The sequence below is a fragment of the Pseudolabrys taiwanensis genome (assembly GCF_003367395.1).
GTDB lineage: Bacteria > Pseudomonadota > Alphaproteobacteria > Rhizobiales > Xanthobacteraceae > Pseudolabrys > Pseudolabrys taiwanensis.
In genome coordinates this window covers 4,120,442-4,136,460 of sequence record NZ_CP031417.1, presented here as the reverse complement: position 1 = coordinate 4,136,460, position 16,019 = coordinate 4,120,442, and the positions used below count along the sequence as shown (strand labels likewise).

At 65.3% G+C, this 16,019-nt stretch carries 15 protein-coding genes; 7 read left to right on the top strand and 8 right to left on the bottom strand.

The features are described 5' to 3' along the window. Positions 1-25 precede the first annotated feature (25 nt). The gene (locus DW352_RS19620) at positions 26-847 is read left to right on the top strand and encodes a lytic murein transglycosylase (RefSeq protein WP_115692914.1); all 822 of its coding nucleotides are present in this window, start codon (positions 26-28) and stop codon (positions 845-847) included. A gap of 19 nt (positions 848-866) precedes the next feature. On the opposite strand, the gene DW352_RS19615 is transcribed toward DW352_RS19620, so the two are convergent. Both DW352_RS19615 and DW352_RS19610 read right to left on the bottom strand, forming a co-directional pair. Then, a complete protein-coding gene (locus tag DW352_RS19615) occupies positions 867-1,844 on the bottom strand; it encodes a Bug family tripartite tricarboxylate transporter substrate binding protein (RefSeq protein WP_115692913.1) in 978 nt (325 codons plus the stop codon). Between the two features lie 121 nt (positions 1,845-1,965). Next, positions 1,966-2,742 (bottom strand): phosphatase PAP2 family protein, encoded by a 777-nt coding sequence (locus tag DW352_RS19610; RefSeq protein WP_115692912.1) that lies wholly within the window; start codon positions 2,740-2,742, stop codon positions 1,966-1,968. Positions 2,743-2,803: 61 nt separating this feature from the next. Here DW352_RS19610 and DW352_RS19605 point away from each other — a divergent pair, with 61 nt between their 5' ends. Further along, positions 2,804-3,406, top strand: coding sequence for a 2-hydroxychromene-2-carboxylate isomerase (locus DW352_RS19605; RefSeq protein ID WP_115692911.1), 603 nt, complete (start codon positions 2,804-2,806; stop codon positions 3,404-3,406). Here DW352_RS19605 and DW352_RS19600 read toward each other — a convergent pair. The 3 genes from DW352_RS19600 to DW352_RS19590 form a co-directional block, all read right to left on the bottom strand. Further along, positions 3,403-3,861, bottom strand: a complete 459-nt coding sequence (locus DW352_RS19600) for a hypothetical protein (RefSeq protein WP_162827069.1) — start codon at positions 3,859-3,861, stop codon at positions 3,403-3,405. The two genes, DW352_RS19605 and DW352_RS19600, sit on opposite strands and share 4 nt — an antisense overlap. A gap of 25 nt (positions 3,862-3,886) precedes the next feature. Then, positions 3,887-5,125, bottom strand: a complete 1,239-nt coding sequence (rlmN, locus tag DW352_RS19595; protein WP_115692909.1) for a dual-specificity RNA methyltransferase RlmN — start codon at positions 5,123-5,125, stop codon at positions 3,887-3,889. 227 nt (positions 5,126-5,352) lie between these two features. Then, positions 5,353-5,895: an invasion associated locus B family protein gene (locus tag DW352_RS19590; RefSeq protein WP_115692908.1), complete on the bottom strand. Its 543-nt coding sequence runs from the start codon at positions 5,893-5,895 to the stop codon at positions 5,353-5,355. A 213-nt stretch (positions 5,896-6,108) separates the two neighbouring features. Here DW352_RS19590 and DW352_RS19585 point away from each other — a divergent pair, with 213 nt between their 5' ends. Beyond that, positions 6,109-7,083 (top strand): NADPH:quinone oxidoreductase family protein, encoded by a 975-nt coding sequence (locus DW352_RS19585; protein ID WP_115692907.1) that lies wholly within the window; start codon positions 6,109-6,111, stop codon positions 7,081-7,083. Positions 7,084-7,238: 155 nt separating this feature from the next. Here DW352_RS19585 and DW352_RS19580 read toward each other — a convergent pair whose 3' ends face one another. From DW352_RS19580 to DW352_RS19570, 3 genes are all read right to left on the bottom strand, one after another. Further along, on the bottom strand, positions 7,239-7,823 hold the full coding sequence (locus DW352_RS19580; RefSeq protein WP_115692906.1) for a class I SAM-dependent methyltransferase: 585 nt from the start codon (positions 7,821-7,823) through the stop codon (positions 7,239-7,241). A 16-nt stretch (positions 7,824-7,839) separates the two neighbouring features. Beyond that, positions 7,840-8,232, bottom strand: coding sequence for a YkvA family protein (locus tag DW352_RS19575; RefSeq protein ID WP_115692905.1), 393 nt, complete (start codon positions 8,230-8,232; stop codon positions 7,840-7,842). A gap of 202 nt (positions 8,233-8,434) precedes the next feature. After that, the gene (locus tag DW352_RS19570; protein WP_115692904.1) at positions 8,435-8,728 is read right to left on the bottom strand and encodes a 4a-hydroxytetrahydrobiopterin dehydratase; all 294 of its coding nucleotides are present in this window, start codon (positions 8,726-8,728) and stop codon (positions 8,435-8,437) included. A gap of 93 nt (positions 8,729-8,821) precedes the next feature. Between DW352_RS19570 and DW352_RS19565 the strand changes: the two genes are divergently transcribed. From DW352_RS19565 to typA, 4 genes are all read left to right on the top strand, one after another. Continuing rightward, on the top strand, positions 8,822-9,940 hold the full coding sequence (locus DW352_RS19565) for a site-2 protease family protein (RefSeq protein ID WP_115692903.1): 1,119 nt from the start codon (positions 8,822-8,824) through the stop codon (positions 9,938-9,940). Between the two features lie 125 nt (positions 9,941-10,065). Then, entirely contained in the window at positions 10,066-11,652 is a 1,587-nt protein-coding gene (locus DW352_RS19560) for an alkaline phosphatase D family protein (RefSeq protein ID WP_115692902.1), read from the top strand. A 189-nt stretch (positions 11,653-11,841) separates the two neighbouring features. Further along, positions 11,842-13,833: a hypothetical protein gene (locus DW352_RS19555; RefSeq protein WP_115692901.1), complete on the top strand. Its 1,992-nt coding sequence runs from the start codon at positions 11,842-11,844 to the stop codon at positions 13,831-13,833. 238 nt (positions 13,834-14,071) lie between these two features. Then, positions 14,072-15,898 carry a translational GTPase TypA gene (gene typA, locus DW352_RS19550; RefSeq protein WP_115692900.1) on the top strand — a complete coding sequence of 609 codons (1,827 nt, stop codon included), beginning with the start codon at positions 14,072-14,074 and terminating at the stop codon, positions 15,896-15,898. Positions 15,899-16,019 lie beyond the last annotated feature (121 nt).

Genomic DNA, 16,019 nt, shown 5'->3' with positions numbered 1-16,019 from the left:
ACCGCATGAGCTGACGGGGTACGCCATGACCATCCGTATGCTGACGCTGGCAACGCTGCTCACCCTGAGCGCCGCGCCGGCTTTCGCCGCGCAATGCAACACGCCGGGCGGTTTTCCCGCCTTTCTCGACCAGATCAGGAAGGAAGCGGCGAGCAAAGGCGTGTCGCCGCGCGGGCTTGCCGCGCTCGACGGTTTGACCGTCGACGACGCCGTGCTGGCCGCCGACCGCCGGCAGCACGTTTTCAATCAGACCTTCGAACAGTTCTCCGGCCGCATGATCAGCCAGGATCGCATGACCAAGGGCGCGCGCCATATGCAAACGCATGCGGCGACGCTCAAGCGCGTCGAGCAGCAGTTCGGCGTGCCGGGCGCCGTTGTCGTGGCGATCTGGGGGCTCGAGACCGACTACGGCGTGGTGCACGGCAAGCGCTCGGTCGTGCGTTCGGTGGCGACGCTCGCTTACGATTGTCGCCGCACCGAGAAATTCCAGGGCGAACTGATCGACGCGATGCGCATCATCGACCGCGGCGACATGAAGGCCGAGCAGATGATCGGCGAATGGGCCGGCGAGATCGGACAGACGCAATTCCTGCCGTCGTCGTATTACAAATACGCCGTCGACTTCGACGGCAACGGCCGCCGCGATCTCATCGGCAGCGTGCCGGATGTGCTCGCCTCGACCGCGAACTTTCTCAAGGGCCACGGCTGGCAGCGCGGCCAGGGCTGGAGCCCGGGCGAGCCGAACTTCGCCGTCATCAAGGAATGGAACAAGGCGGAAGTCTACGCCAAGACCATCGCCTTGTTCGCGCAGAAGCTCGACGGCGGCAACAAGCGCGCGGAGCGGTAAGCGTCCGCGCGCAAAGGCGCTATTGCAAAGCGAGCCCGGCGCGCGTGACGAGCGCCTTCACGGCCGGCACTTCCGCCGCGAGACGATCGCCCAATTCCTTCGGCGTGCCGGCGATCACGGTGAAGCCGATGCCGCGCGCTTGTTCGTGCGCCTCCTTGGTGGCGAAGGCATCCTTGCAGGCTTTGGCCAACAGATTGACGATGTCCGGCGGCGTTCCGGCCGGCGCGAACAAAGCCGAGAACGTAACTGACACGAAGCCCGGATAGCCGGATTCGATCAGCGTCGGTACATTGGGCAGATCGGGCCAGCGCTCCGGTCCCGTCACCGCCAGCGCCGTGAGCTGACCGGATTTGATCATGGCCTCTGCCGCCGGCAACGCGACCGAGCCGACCTGCACCGTCCCTTCGAGCACCGCCAAAGCCGATGGACCCGCGCCGCGATAGGGCACGTGGGTCATCGTGATGTCCGCGCGCTGCTTGAGTTCCTCGCCGGTCAGATTCGATTTCGTGCCGACGCCGGGCGAGGAATAATTGAAGGTGCCGGGCGCGGCCTTGGCGCGCGCGACCAGGTCGGCAACCGTCTTGATGCCGCTGCTCGGCTTGACGACGAGCACGTTCGGAGAATTCACCAGCTCCGAGATCGGCGCGAAGTCCTTGAACGGATCGTAGGACAGCTTCTTGTAGATCGCCGGATTGACCGCAATGGCGGTCGACGTCAGCAGCAGCGTATAGCCGTCGGGCTGCGCGCGGGCCGCCATGCTCATGCCGATGTTGCCGGCGGCGCCCGGCCGGTTGTCGACGACCACCGACTGGCCAAGCGAGCGACTGAGCGATTCCGCGAGAATACGCGCGATGATGTCGGTGGGACCGCCGGGCGCGAAGGGCACGATGAGCGTGATCGGCCGGTCGGGATAGGCCAAGACCGCGCTGGTCGGCAGAAGGCTCAGCATGAATGCAAGCAGCGCCGCGCCAAAGGCGGCGCAGGTTCGTTTCCTCATCCCTGACCTCGTTATTTTTTTAACGTCAGGGGAAGTCTAGCATCGCGTGCGCGGCTTAGCGATGCAATCACGCGCGCCGTCCATGCCGGCGTCGCGGAACAAACGGGCAATAGATGCCGCTCTACAGATCCGTTTTGCGCCTGCGGAAAATGCCGACGATGAAGCTGTATCCCGGCATCGCAATGCGCTCGAGCGCGCGCTCGACATCCGCGTCTTCAAGACGCGTGCGCGGCCAGCGATAGATCAACGCATAGCACAGCCAGATGATCAGGAACGTGAAGACGCCGGCGAAGATCACATCGGACGGAAAGTGCGCACCCGCCATCATGCGGAAGCATGCCATCACGGTTCCGAGCGCGATCGCCGCGCCGTAAGCGATGGCGCGGACTTGCGGCGGCGTCAGCGCGGCCGGCGCGATGGTCCAGAACGCGCCGGCAACGTCGCCGGACACAAACGCGCAGTTGCTCGGGCAATCGCCGCCCGGCTTCCACCACGGCATGAAATGCTCGACGCCGCCGAACTCGGTGACGTCGATCGGCCGCGGCCGATCCCAATGATCCTTGAGAATGACATTCACCAGCAGCCCAGGACCGAGCGCCATCGTCGCCGTGAGGAAAAGGATGGCGCGGCCGGAGATCAAGAGCTTGGTGCGCGGCAGCAACAGCTTGATCACCAATGCCGCCACGGACGGCGCGATGAGAATCGTGCCGACCCACAATCCCGCATCGCGCGCCATCATCAGCGGCGGATAAAGCCGCCAGGCAAAAGTGTTCTGGGCGCTGTCGACAACGCGGTAGAAATAGCCGGAGATCGCCAGGTCGAGCCCGGGAAAGAGCCCGAACACCAGACCGGCGACGACGCCGATGGCCAGGACGATGAGGAGACCGGTACGGTTCATGCGGGCTGCGGTCTAGCCGAGGCCGGTGAAAATGGAAAGACGGCGGGTTACAGTGCGGCCTATGGGCACACTCGACTTCTGGTTTGAGTTCGCGTCGACCTATTCTTATCCGGCGGCCATGCGCATCGGCCCGCTGGCCGAAAGCGCCGGCGTCACCGTGCGCTGGCGGCCGTTCCTGCTCGGCCCCGTGTTCAAGGCGCAACAAGGCTGGGAGGATTCGCCGTTCAACATCTATCCGGCGAAGGGGCGCTATATGTGGCGCGATATCGAGCGCATCTGCGCCGCGCAGAAACTGCCGTTCGTGAAGCCCGCGGTGTTTCCGCAGAACACGCTCGTCGCCGCGCGCGTCGCGCTGATCGCGCTCGCGCAAGGGTGGGGTGAAGACTTCTGCCGCGGCATCTATTCGGCCGAATTCGGTCGCGGCCGCGATATCGGCGAGGCCTTCGCGGTCGCCGACGTCATCAATGCGCTCGGACGCAATCCGGATGCCGTGATCGAGGAGTCGCGCACGCAAGCGAACAAGGACGCGTTGCGCGAGCAGACGGAACAGGCATTGCGGCTCGGCATCTTCGGCGCGCCGAGCTTCATCACCGCCGACGGCGAATTGTTCTGGGGCAATGATCGATTGGAGGCCGCGCTCGCCTGGGCGAACGGTCAGGGCTAAGCGGAAGGCTGCCGCCGCTCGCGCCAACGGCCGGCATTGCGGCCGGCGAGCAGCCAATAGACGAAGCCGAACACCGCGCCCGAGGCTGCCGCGACCTCCAAGGGACGCGTCAGCAACGGCGGCGGCGCATCGATCGATTCCTCGCCGCCGATGGTCGGGCCGCCGGCCGTGCCGAGCAGCAACAGCAGCGCGCCGACGCCGGCATAGACGAGGGCCGAGCGGATCTTGAAAGTTTCGGCCAGCGCCACGAGCATCATCACGGGCAGGAAACCGACGGCGCCGGTGAAGCTGACGCCGAAGAACACAAGAAACCAGAAGCCGACACGCTCGACGATGTCGCCGGTGAAGCCGTGCCAGTTCGGCCCCAACAGGCCGATGGCAATGGCGATGCCTGCGGCCAGCATGGCGAAGAGCAGCGCGAAGGCGATGACGAAGAGGCGTCCGAGGAAGGACATGAGATTCACTTGTCCGGCAAGCGGCTCACTCATCCACCATCGCCATCGCGCGCAACGCCATGCGCTCGCGGGCGGTGAGCTTTTCGGTCGCGCTTTTGAGCTGGCCGCAGGCGGCGAGAATGTCGCGGCCGCGCGGCGTGCGCACCGGCGAGGCATAGCCGGCATCGAACACGACCTGTGAGAACTTCTCGATCTGCTCCCAATCGGAGCATTCGTACTTGCTGCCGGGCCAGGGATTGAACGGGATGAGATTGATCTTGGCCGGGATGCCCTTCAGCAGCCGCACCAGCGCCTTGGCATCTTCGATCGAGTCGTTGACGTCCTTGAGCATCACGTACTCGAATGTGATGCGCTTGGCGTTCGACGCGCCGGGATAGTTGCGGCAGGCGTTCAGCAGTTCCTTGATCGGATATTTGCGGTTGAGCGGCACGAGCTCGTTGCGCAGATCGTCGCGCACCGCATGCAGCGAGATCGCCAGCATGCAGCCGATCTCGTTGCCGGCGCGCTCGATCATCGGCACGACGCCCGAGGTCGACAAGGTGATGCGGCGCTTGGAGATGCCGATGCCGTCGCCGTCCGAAACGATGAGCAACGCATCGCGCACCGCCTCGAAATTATAGAGCGGCTCACCCATGCCCATCATGACGATGTTGGTGACGCAGCGATCGCCTGTCGGCACCACGCCGTCGGTCGGGCGCACGCCGCCGGGCCAATCGCCCAGCTTGTCGCGCGCCGCCAACACCTGACCGACGATTTCACCAGCGGTCAGATTGCGCACGAGACGCTGGGTGCCGGTGTGGCAGAAGGAGCAGTTGAGCGTGCAGCCGACCTGGCTCGAAACGCACAAAGTTCCACGCTCGGTATCGGGAATGTAGACGCACTCGACCTCGTGCGGCCGGCCGCTCTCGGGATCGCCGGGCAGCCGCAGCAGCCACTTGCGCGTGCCGTCGACCGACACTTGTTCGGCGATGACCTCGGGCCGGTCGAGCGTGAAGCGCTCGGCGAGCTTGGCCCGCAGATCCTTCGACACGCTGGTCATCTCGTCGAAGACGGTGAAGCCGCGGAAATAGATCCAGTGCCAGAGCTGCTGCACCCGCATCTTGCGCTGGCCTTCCGGCACGCCGAGCGTGCCGAGCGCGTCGGCAAGCTGCGCGCGGCTCATCCCGACCAGCGACGGCCGCTCGGGCGCGACATAGCGCTCCAGCGGCGTCTTCTCGACGAAGCCGGGAATGGCAGGCGCGGTATGGGTTTCGAGCAGCGTCATCGGAACTCAATCAACCTCAACGGAATACGAGGCATCGCCACTTGCTCTCTTCCCTTCTCCCCTTGTGGGAGAGGGTGGCGAGCAAAGCGAGCCGGGTGAGGGGTCGGCGCTTCAAGGCAGAACCCCTCACCCGCCCTCGCTCGGCTTCGCCTCCGCTCGGGCACCCTCTCCCACAAGGGGAGAGGGAAAGCCAGTCTGCGGCCGGGCTTACTTAAGCATTGACGGCGCTACTTGCACTCCTCGGCGACCTTGTCGAGCGCCTCGCCGAGGCCCTTGAGCGAATAGGTATCCGTCGTCTTGGTGCCGCGGCCGGACTCGCTCTTGACCACGAGGGTCGCGCCCTTGCGCATGGCGGTGACCATCTGCGCCTCTTCGGCCGCGTTCTTCACCCAGGCGCCGTCATTCTGCGTGTAGAGCACATAATTGGCGTTGCCGATGGCGGCGGAGGCCTCATGGCCACCCTTCTGCGGGTAGCCGACGATCACCGATACCTCGTTCTTCACCTTCTCGGCCGGCCGCGTCGACACGAAGGCATAGGACGGATCGCGCGGGCGACCCGCGGGTTCGGTCGTCGCCGAGGTCGGTTTCGACAGCGCAAAGCACACTTTCTTGCCGCCTGGCGTCGCCTTGTAGGCGCCCCAGTCGCCGAACTGGCCGAGCAACACGGCCTGCTCGGCCGGGTTCTTCGATGGCTGTGCCATGGCCATACCGGCGAAAGCGGTCGCAGCAAACATGGCCAGGGAGGTGCGGAACAAATACTGAGTGGTCATCGGGCCCTACCGGTCAAAGGGTGCGACGGTTCGCAAACCGCCCAAACCAAATAAGTGGCTGGATATTAGCCCATTAGGGGCGAATATCGGCAACAAGGCGGCAGACCGCCGCCTTTGGCGAACCTAGCCCCAGATCGTTAACACGATCTCGCCCCGACGCGGCCCACCCGTGCTAGATCGACGCACGTGTTTTCCAAGAGCCTGACACCATCCATGAAAGCCCTGCTCTGCACCCATTACGGCACCCCCGACGATCTGACGCTGGCCGAGGTCCCGGAGCCCGCGCCCAAGCCGGGCGAAGCCGTGGTGCGTATCCATGCAGCCGCATTGAATTTCTTCGACACGCTGATCATCGCCGGCAAGTATCAGACGAAGCCGGAGATGCCGTTCTCGCCGGCCGCCGAGTTCGCCGGTGTCGTCGAGAGCCTGGGCGAGGCCGTCACGACGCTGAAGCCCGGCGACCGCGTGCAGGGCTTTTGCAGCTACGGCGCGGCCCGCGAAAAGATTGCATTGTCGGCCGAGCGCCTGGTGAAGGTTCCGGATGCGCTCGATTTCGATCGCGCCGCCGGCCTCACGGTCACCTACGGCACCACGCTGCACGCGTTGAAAGACCGCGCCAAGCTCAAGCCCGGTGAGACGCTCGCCGTGCTCGGTGCGTCTGGCGGCGTCGGCCTCGCGGCAATCGAGCTCGGCAAACTCATGGGCGCGCGCGTCATCGCCTGCGCCTCATCGGCGGAGAAGATCGCCTTCGCCAAGCAACATGGCGCCGACGAAGGTATCGACTACGCCAGCGAAGACTTGAAGGAGGCCTTGCGTCGCGCCACGCAAGGCAAGGGCGCCGATGTGATCTACGATCCGGTCGGCGGCGCCTACACGGAGGCGGCGCTGCGCGCGATTGCGTGGGAGGGCCGCTTCCTTGTGATCGGCTTTGCCGCCGGCGACATCCCGAAGCTGCCGCTCAACCTCGTGCTGCTGAAAGGCTGCGATCTGCTCGGCGTGTTCTGGGGGTCGTGGCTCCAGCGCGATCCGGCCGGCCACCGCGCCAACACCGAACAGCTCATGCAATGGTGCGCCGATGGCAAGTTGTCGTCGCATGTGCACGCGGTGTATCCGCTGGCCGACGCGCCGGCAGCCCTCAAAGCCATCGCCGCGCGGCAGGTGATGGGCAAGGTGATCTTGAGGCCTTAGCTGTTGGCGCCAGCGCCGCCCGCATTCGGTCATGCGCGGGCTTGACCCGCGCATCCATGAAGCCGCACCGCCAATCCGACCTTACGTCCGGCTTCGTGTGTGGAAACGCATCATGGATTGCCGGGTCAAGCCCGGCAATGACGCGCAGCGGCGCGCTACTTGCGCGTCACGATGCGATGAACAAGCTTGCCGGACGATGCACTGACCACTTCCTCGTCGAGCAGGATCGTCGCCTGGCGCAACTCGTTGCGCACGAACTCGGCATCGAAGGCCGAATAGAGCCGCGCGTTATCGTCGCGCTGCGCCGCGCCCGTCGTCACGCGCCAGCTGAGAAACAAAATGCCGCCGGGCTTGACGATGTCGATCAACCGCCGCACCGACGGCGCGATTTCATTGACCGGCAGATGCATCAGCACCGTTTCGCACAGCACGTTGTCGAACGAGTTGGCGGCGATCGGCGTCAGCGCCGGCAAGGCGGCCGCGCCAAACTTGGCGCCTGGATAACGCCGCCGCGCTTCCTTCAGCAGTCCCTGCGACGCGTCGTAACCCACCGCGGGATAGCCATTGGCGTTCAGCCAATCGACTTCGCGGCCGCTGCCGCAGCCGATGTCGGCGGTCGACGCTTTCTTGAAATAGAGACGGATGAGCGCGTGCAGATCGGCCGGGGGCGGCTGGTCGTGCCAATCCTTGGCGTAGTCGGCGGCAGCGGAATCGTAAGCGGCAAGGGTGGCGCGGTCCATACGCGCCACTTCTAGCTCAAGCGCCGGCTGACTGCCCCTTCATGGCTGCAAGTCTGTCCCGCGCCGCGTCGCGGTGTTCGGGCCGGATATGACTGGTGACGAGCTTGATCGCCGCGGCAAGCACGGCGGCATCGTCGGTGAAGCCGAGCAGCGGCAGCATGTCGGGAATGGCGTCGAACGGCAGCACGAAATATGCGAGCGCGCCGACGAGCGACGCCTTCACCGGCAACGGCGTCGCGCGGTCGAAGGCGCAGTAATAGGCGGTGAGCAGATCTTCGGCGAACGGCACCTGCGCCAAGACAACGCCGAACTTGCGCCAGAAGTTGCGGCGCAGCGTTTCGTCGTTCGTTTCGTCGCGCGTTTCATCGCTCTTGTCGCGATGCCAGAAGGCGGTGCGTGCGGTGGCCATGGTCCCTATGTGGTTTCGCGGCGCGCGCGCCGCAAGCACCTACCCTCTCCCCTTGTGGGAGAGGGTGGCGAGCGAAGCGAGCCGGGTGAGGGGTCGGCGCTTCAATGAAAGGCAGGCCCCTCACCCGCCCTCGCTCACTTCGTCGCTCGGGCACCCTCTCCCGCAAGGGGAGAGGGGAAGCGAGCAAGCGGCGCAGCCTGAATTACGACCCCGCGATCCTATCCATCGCCTCGGCGAGCTTGATATCGAGCGCCGTGACGCCGCCGGCGTCGTGCGTGGCGAGCGTTACCTCGACCGTTTTGTAGACGTTGAACCACTCCGGGTGGTGGTCCATTTTTTCGGCCACCAGCGCCGCGCGGGTCATGAAGCCGAAGGCCGCGTTGAAATTCTTGAACACGAATGTCTTCGTGATGGCGTCGCGGCCGGGCACGTCGGCCCACCCCTCGAGCTTGCTCAAGGCGGCCTTGCGGGCATCCGGACCGAGTTTCTGTGCCATGATCGACCTCAATGCGCGCCGCCGCGGAAACCCTCGCAATGGGTTCGCACCGATATTACCTTTAACGGGCTGCGCTGACAGTACGAGGCTTCCATGTCCTGGTCATTGAGCATCGGCAAGGTGGCGGGCACGGTGGTGCGCATCCACCTGACCTTCCTGCTGTTTCTTGCCTGGATTTTCGCGGCCAGCTACGCCTCGGGCGGCTCGGCCACCGCCTGGGACAGCCTGCTGTTCATGGTGCTGCTGTTCCTCTGCGTGCTGCTGCATGAATTCGGCCACATCTTCACCGCGCGCGCCTTCGGCGTGCAAACGCCCTATGTGACGCTGCTGCCGATCGGCGGCGTCGCGCAGCTCGAGCGCATCCCGGAAGAGCCGGGCCAGGAATTCCTGATCGCGATCGCCGGGCCGCTGGTGAACGTCGCCATCACGCTGCTGCTCATCGTTGCCTTTGGCGCGGACCTGCAGATGAGCGCCGCGACGTCAGTCGACAATACGGCGATCCCGCTGGTCAACCGCCTTGCCGCGGTGAACCTGTTCCTGGCGCTGTTCAATCTGATCCCGGCGTTCCCGATGGACGGTGGCCGCGTGCTGCGCGCGCTGCTCGCCAGCCGCTTCGGCTACGTGCGCGCGACCGGCATCGCCGCATCGATCGGCCAGTTCGTCGCCTTCGTGCTCGGCTTCATCGGCCTTCTGGCGAACCCGATCCTGATCTTCATCGCCATCTTCGTGTATCTCGCCGCCGCGTCGGAAGCGCACATGGTGTCCTTACGCGCCGTATCGCGCGGCGTGCCGGTGAGCCACGCCATGATGACGCAGTTCGCGACTTTGTCGCCCGAGGCGCATATCGACGAGGCGGTGCAGACTTTGCTGCAAACCAGCCAGGGCGAGTTCCCGGTGGTGGACGGCGCGGGCAAGCCGGTCGGCGTCCTCGATCGCGCCGCGCTGGTGCGTGCGCTCAAGACGCTCGGTCCCGACGCGCGTGTCGGTGACGCGATGACGCCCGACGTGCCGGTGATCGGCTATCGCTCGACGCTGGAGCAGGCCTTCAAGTTGTTGCAGGAGAAGTCGGCTCCCGCCGTGGCGGTCACCGACAGCGCCGGCAGGCTTACTGGACTCATCACCAGCGAAACCATCGCCGAGATGATGATGCTGCAAGAGGCCATGCCGGACGGCGTCAAGCTCGGACCGTGGAGCAAGCCGCAGGGGGTGTAGCGCCACCGCCGAGACGGCGTCGACGGCATATGCTGTGCGGTGTCACCCCCGTGTCATCTGGGCGTCGACGGACTGTCAGCACCGCCGCCCACTGTCACGCTTCCAATTCGAAACTGGAGGCAGACATGGGCATCATCACCACACGCCGGCGTTTTCTCAGCACCACCGCCGCGGCAGCGGCTTTCACCGGCCTTGGCGGCGTTGCCGCTCCCTTTGTCAGCCGCGCCAATGACCGGCCCCTTGTCAGCCACGGCGTGCAGTCGGGCGACGTGACCACCGATAGCGGCATGGTCTGGGCGCGCGCCGACCGCCCCTCGCGCATGCTGGTCGAATGGTCGACCACCGACAGCTTCAAGAACGGCCGCCAGGTCGCTTACGTCGACGCGCTGCCGGAAAGCGACTTCACCGCCAAGCTGCTGCTCGAAGATCTGCCGGCGGCGCAGGACATTTTCTATCGCGTGCGCTTCCAGGATCTCTCGTCGCCGGCCATTGTCGGCGAGCCGGTCACCGGCCGCTTCCGCACCGCGCCGGCCGATCGCCGCTCCATCAGCTTCGTGTGGTCGGGCGACACCGTCGGCCAGGGCTGGGGCATCGACGAAGCCCGCGGCGGCATGCGCACCTACGAAACCATCCGCAAGAACCGCCCCGACTTCTTCATTCACAACGGCGACAACATCTACGCCGACGGCCCGATCCAATCCGAGGTGAAGCTCAAGGACGGCACGATGTGGAAGAACATCGTCACCGAGGACAAGTCGAAGCCGGCGGAGACGCTCGCCGAATTCCGCGGCGCCTATAAATATAACCTCATGGACAAGAATTTCCGCGCCCTCTACGCCGAGGTGCCGGTGTTCACGCAGTGGGACGACCACGAAGTGTTCAACAACTGGTGGCCGGGCGAGCCGATGAGCCGCGCCGAACTGGTCGCCAAGAAATACGTCGAGAAGAACGACCTCATCATCGCCGCGCGCGCGGCCCGCGCCTTCCACGAATACATGCCGATGCGCGAGACGATCGCCGAAGCCGGCCGCGTCTACCGCAAGATCGCCTACGGCCCGATGCTCGACGTGTTCATGCTCGACATGCGCAGCTATCGCGGGCCGAACGCCGAAGGCATGGAGGACAAATACGGTCCGGCCGCCTACTTCCTCGGGCCGACCCAGATGGCCTGGCTCAAGCGAGAACTCTTGAACTCGAAGGCGACGTGGAAGGTGATCGCCGCCGACATGCCGATCAGCCTCAAGGTGGTCTATGACGGCGTCAAGAAGTGGGGCGTCGAGGCGGTGGCGCAGGGCGACAACGGCGCGCCGCGCGGCCGCGAGCTGGAGATTGCCGACCTCCTGTCGTTCATCAAGCACGCCGGCGTGAAGAACACGGTGTGGCTGACCGCCGACGTGCACTACACCGCCGCGCATTACTACGATCCGAACAAGGCGGCGTTCCAGGACTTCGAGCCGTTCTGGGAATTCGTGTCCGGTCCGCTGCACGCCGGCACCTTCGGCCCCAACGACCTCGACGCCACCTTCGGGCCGCAGCTCGTCTACATCAAGGCGCCGAGCAAGGAGCAGGGCCAGAACCTGCCGCCGAGCGACGGCTACCAGTTCTTCGGCCATGTCGGCATCGACGGCACGACCCAGCAGATGACCGTCACGCTGAAGGACCTCGACGACAAGGCGCTGTGGGCCAAGACGCTGGATCCAGTGTTCGGCTAAACGCCGGTCGATGACGGCACGATCAGCCCGCCGCGGCGCCTCGCGCGCAGCGGCGGGCGCTTCATTCGGAACGGTATTGTTTGTTTTATATTTTGCGCCCGGCATAGACGCCGATACCGACGGTTGATCTGCCTCAACGCGCAAGCCCGTCGGCATTTTAGCGTCGCACCGTTCTTGCAGGGTGCGACCATGATCATCACGCCATCCGGGAAGCCTTCGCCGAACCGCAACACGTCCTTCGTCACGGCGCTGCTCGCCGCCACACTGCTCGCCGCATCGGCGGCGCAGGCGCGCGATGTGCGCCTCTACGTGCTGGCGCCGCAACCGCCGGCATCGCTGAAGACGGTCGAGACGCAAGGCTCGGACAAACCGGCCTATGCGCACTCCTATGCGCTGTCCTACGATGCGCTCGAGCATAACATCCGCAACGAGATCAAGAAGACCGATATCGATCTCGGCGGCACGGTCAAATGCGAGGGCGCCTGCCCCGACGTGCATTGGCACGTCAGCGTCAATACCGATTTCTCGTTCACGCAGAAGAACCAGCCAACCGTGGCCGCGTTCGGCAACGCACAGGACAACGGCGTCGATGCGGCGCTGCAGACGCAGTTCAAACTGCACACCGTCATCAGCGGGCGGTTGTGGGCCAGCCCCGTCACCGGCGATGTGGAAGGCAAGGTCGATATCCCGATCGACCTCGTCATCGGCTTCCAAGCCAACTCCAAACTCGGACTCTGGCCGGAAGTGAAGTCGATCGCCGCTTATTGCGAGAGCACGAAGCTGCAGGAGACGGTTTGCGTCAAGCTGACGCTCGACGACAAGAATATCGATCTGTCCGACGCGCACGGCGTCGCGGTCGCGGTCGGCACCGCCCTCGGCGGCCTGATCGGCGCCTCGCCGCTCGCCGCCGGCATCGGAGATCCGCTCAGCGGCATGATCGTCGGCGCGCTGATTTCCAACGAGGCCGCCAAGATCGCCGAGCAGAAAGTTCAGGACGAGGCCAACAAGGCGCTCAATGAGGCGATGAAGGTCGCGTCGATCCGCGCCACCTGGATCGCCGGAACCTATGTCGATGCCAAGGTCACGCAGGTCAACGCGGTGAAGAGCAAGTTGCTCGACAGCAAGCTGCCGGGTGTCAACAAGTCCTTGGCCGAACTGGCGACCGCGTTCGGGCTGTCGCTCGACGTGCAGACGAAAACCTCGAGCAGCGACGTCACCGTTATCGTCACGCCGCGCTTTGCCGCCAATCCCGCCGGCGGCACGCTGACCGGCAAGCTGCGCATGCCGAAGGAAGCCTGCGTCTATGGCGAATGGCAGTACGGTACGATTCCGCTCGGCCTCGCGACGGTCGATGCCAATCGCGATCTCGCCGGCAAGGTCGGCACGCCCTGCGCTGCGCTCATGCCAGGCTCCGACGTCAAGCTCGCCGGCTATCTCGGCGCCGATCCGAAGATCCTGAAAGTCGGGGCCGATCCGCTGCCGAACTGGAAGTCGTCCGGCAGCTTCAAGCTCACCGGCAACCTCAGCGAGGTCAAGCACGGCAACGTGCTGTCGTCGCAGGTGCGCCAGAGCGGCACCAAGCGGCACACCGCGACCGGCTATTACGAATGCAGCTTCGCGATTACCGGCCTGCCGGGCGCCGATATCATCGAGCTCGACTTCAAGGGCAAGGCCGCCGAGCGGATGGCCGGCTTCCAGCAGCACCCGCATCGCTATCTCGAGGTGGCGGCCGCCGGCGTGGCCGCCGCGCTCGACGACGGCTGGCAGAAGGCCGGACCGCCAGTGATCATCGGCGGCGACGGTAAATGCGGCGCCGGCACCGTGAAGGTGCCGCACTACGAGCCCGAGAGCTGGCTCGACCGCATCGGCGATCTAATTGACATGGACAAGTGCGCGGTCTGCGGCATCAAGCTCGACGAGGGCATGCTCAAGGCCTCGAACATGAAGCCCGTGCTGGAAAATCCGGCGCTGAAGCCGCTGTTCGAGGCGCTGGCGGCGGGCCGCGCCCTGCCGGCGGCGACCCAAACTCCCGCTGCCCAAACTCCCGCTGCCCAAGCTCCGGCCGCCCAGGCCCCGGCCGGCAGGCAGGCCCCAGCGTCCGGCCTGCAGCAGCATGGGCCGGCCCTGCGGCCTGAACTCCAGCGGCCGGGCCTACAAAAAGGCGTCACGACGCCGAAGTAACCTGGTCCGCGGCCGTCGCCGGCCCTGGCCGGACTTAACCGCGATGAGCGGGACGGCCGCCGTGGCGGTTGCTTCTGGGCCGTCCATGACTATATTGCGCCGCGAAAGCGCATGCGTCGCGGGCCCCAAAACGGCGGCCCGCGCTTTGGTTTTTGGAACCCTGCGCATGACCGAAACCGGTCGGGCGCATAGCAAAAAACGAGGCGGGCCGGACACCGCCTCCTGAACAGGCATTTTTATGGACCTTCGTAACGTCGCCATCATCGCGCACGTCGACCATGGCAAGACCACTCTCGTCGACCGTCTGCTGCAGCAATCCGGCGTCTACCGCGAGAACGAGCGGCAGGTTGAGCGCGCCATGGACTCCAACGACCTGGAGCGCGAGCGCGGCATCACCATTCTGGCCAAGGCCGCCTCGGTCGAATGGCAGGGCACCCGCATCAACATCGTCGATACCCCCGGCCACGCCGACTTCGGCGGCGAAGTCGAGCGCATCCTCAACATGGTCGACGGCGCTCTGGTGCTGGTCGACGCCGCCGAGGGTCCGCTGCCGCAGACCAAGTTCGTGGTCTCCAAGGCGCTCAAAATGGGCCTCAAGCCCATCGTCGTGATCAACAAGGTCGACCGCCCCGACGCGCGGGCGAATGAGGTCGTCAACGAGGTGTTCGACCTGTTCGCGGCGCTCGATGCCACCGACGAGCAGCTCGACTTCCCGATCCTCTACGGGTCGGCCAAGCAGGGCTGGATGGCGACGAGCTTGGAAGGTTCGCACGAGGACGGCATGAAGCCGCTGTTCGATCTCGTGCTGCGCCACGTGCCGGCGCCGAAGGTCGAAGAAGGTCCTTTCAAGCTGCTCGGCACCATCATCGAAGCCAACAACTTCCTCGGCCGCATCATCACCGGCCGCATCACCTCCGGCGGCGTGAAGCCGAACCAGACGGTCAAGGTGCTGGCCCGTGACGGCAAGCTGGTCGAGAATGCCCGCGTCAGCAAGGTGCTCGCGTTCCGCGGCCTCGAGCGCGTTCCGATCGAGGAAGGCGTGGCGGGCGACATCGTCGCACTCGCCGGCATGCCGAATGTCACCGTCGCCATGACCGTGTGCGACCCGTCGGTCGATGCGCCGCTGCCGGCGCAGCCGATCGATCCGCCGACGCTGGCCATGACCTTCCGCGTCAACGATTCGCCGCTCGCCGGCACCGAAGGCTCGAAGGTCACCGGCCGCATGATCCGCGACCGCCTGCTGCGCGAAGCGGAAGGCAACGTGGCCCTGCGCGTTCAGGAGTCGGACGACAAGGACGCCATGGAAGTCGCCGGCCGCGGCGAATTGCAGCTCGGCATCCTGATCGAAACCATGCGCCGTGAAGGCTTCGAACTGTCGGTGTCGCGGCCGAAAGTGCTGCTGCGCAAGAACGAAGCCGGCGAGACCGAAGAGCCGATCGAAGAGGTCACCATTGACGTCGACGAGGAGCACTCCGGCGTCGTCGTGCAGAAGATGTCCGAGCGCAAGGCCGAGATGACCGAGCTCAAGCCGTCGGGCGGCGGGCGCGCGCGCCTGGTCTTCCATGCGCCGACGCGCGGCCTCATCGGCTACCAGGGCGAACTGCTCACAGATACGCGCGGCACCGCGATCATGAACCGCATCTTCTACGGCTACGCGCCGTACAAGGGCGCGATCCAGGGCCGCCGCAACGGCGTGCTGATCTCCAACGACAAGGGCGAGGCGGTCGCCTACGCGCTGTGGAATCTGGAGGATCGCGGCCCGATGATGATCGAGCCGGGCTGGAAGGTTTATGCCGGCATGATCGTCGGCGAGCACACGCGCGACAACGACCTCATCGTCAACGTGCTCAAGGGCAAGCAGCTCACCAACATCCGCACCACGTCGAAGGACGAAGCGGTGCGCCTGACGCCGCCGATCAAGATGTCGCTGGAGAAGGCGCTCGCCTACATCCAGGACGACGAGCTGGTGGAAGTGACGCCATCATCGATTCGCCTGCGCAAGAAGCTGCTCGACGAGAACGACCGCAAGCGGGCCGAGCGCGCCAAGGACGCCGATGCGGCCTAATGGCGTTACCTCTCCCGTCCGCGGGAGAGGTAAAAGCAGCACAGCGAATTGGTCCAATTCAACAGCCGCGAATCAGCTTCGCGCGCGATTGATGTACTGGCCATCAGCGAGCAACGCGGAA